This window comes from Salinicola sp. (genome assembly GCF_982684285.1).
The window spans coordinates 1-1,524 of the sequence record NZ_CEXLVS010000437.1; the positions used below are offsets into that span (position 1 = coordinate 1).

1 protein-coding gene and 1 pseudogene are annotated in these 1,524 nt (G+C 40.2%); both read left to right on the forward strand.

Annotation, left to right across the window (positions count from 1 at the left end):
* Positions 1–463 (forward strand): annotated as a pseudogene (locus AC3AYF_RS20840) (ketol-acid reductoisomerase); the annotation flags it as partial.
* Positions 464–568: 105 nt separating this feature from the next.
* A complete protein-coding gene (gene pssA, locus AC3AYF_RS20845; RefSeq protein ID WP_487780381.1) occupies positions 569–1,309 on the forward strand; it encodes a CDP-diacylglycerol--serine O-phosphatidyltransferase in 741 nt (246 codons plus the stop codon).
* The last annotated feature ends 215 nt before the right edge of the window (positions 1,310–1,524 follow it).

Genomic DNA, 1,524 nt, shown 5'->3' on the forward strand with positions numbered 1-1,524 from the left:
CCGTGATGAAACAGAAACAGATCTATTTGGTGAGCAAGCTGTTTTATGTGGTGGTATGGTTGAATTGGTTAAAGCTGGTTTCGAAACATTAACAGAAGCCGGTTATGCACCAGAAATGGCTTATTTTGAATGTTTGCATGAATTGAAATTGATTGTCGATCTTATGTATGAAGGCGTTATCGCTAACATGAACTACTCAATTTCTAACAATGCTGAATACGGTGAGTATGTTACTGGTCCTAAAATCATTAACGAAGAAAGTCGTTGGGCGATGCGTGAAGCATTGAAAAACATTCAAGAAGGTAAATATGCAAAACAATTTATCTTGGAAGGCCAATCTGGTTACCCAGAAATGACCTCTATGCGTCATATCAATGCAGAACATCCAATTGAGATAACGGGTGCTAAATTGCGTAAAATGATGCCTTGGATTGAAAAGATTGTTGATAAGTCTAAAAACTAATTAATAATAGAGCTAAAAACAGGCGGGGACAGGTGTGAAACATCTGTCCCCGTTTTTGTTTCTGCTATGATAATTTGCATATTTATAGGCTAATGGAATTTAATGATGGATAGTGAAAAACACAAAAGTCGAGGCATATACTTATTGCCCAACTTATTTACTACGGCGGGTTTGTTTGCTGGTTTTTATGCCATTGTTTCCGCTATTCGTGGTGATTTTGAATCGGCAGCTATCGCCATTTTTGTGGCAATGGTGATGGATGGTTTGGATGGTCGTATTGCACGTATGACGAATACGCAAAGTGCCTTTGGTGCTGAGTACGATAGTTTGGCAGATATGGTGTCGTTTGGTTTAGCGCCAGCATTAGTGGTTTTTCAATGGTCATTATTGGATATGGGCAAGTTTGGCTGGATGGTTGCCTTTGTCTATACAGCCTGTGCCGCCTTACGCTTAGCACGCTTTAATACTCAAATTGGTATTGAAGATAAACGCTACTTTCAAGGGCTACCTAGTCCGGCTGCGGCGGCCTCTCTTGCCGGCTGGGTTTGGTTAGGCTCAACAAATAGCATTGATGCTTCTGTGTTGACGGCTATTGCCTTACCACTGACCTTTGCATGTGGCATCTTAATGGTGAGTACTGTACGTTATCACAGTTTAAAAGAGCTGGACTTGCGCGGTAAAGTTCCATTTGTTGTCTTGCTGGTAATCGTATTGATTATCGCGTTAATTGCTAACGATCCGCCTATTGTTTTGTTCACTGCATTTTTTATCTATGCTTTATCTGGCCCCATTTTTACCTTGATAAAAATACGTCAACGGCGTTCAGAACGACAACAAGTTAAGTAAGAAACTTGGCAAGAATACAAATTCAGCCTAGAATTACCCGCTATGGACATGATTCGCACAAAATTAACATTAAAAACTGCTGGGTTTTCACAGCAGTGTTTTGTTGCGCCTATCTTTTGTTCATCACTCCTGCTACGACTGCCCTAGAGGCATACAGACTTAGCACAACTTAATCAGTTTAAGACTGATAAACCCCTATTTTATAAAATCTAGTC

Excerpts from the sequence above, each read along its gene's own strand:
- pssA (WP_487780381.1), top strand. The coding sequence starts at position 569 with ATGGATAGTGAAAAACACAAAAGTCGAGGCATATACTTATTGCCCAAC.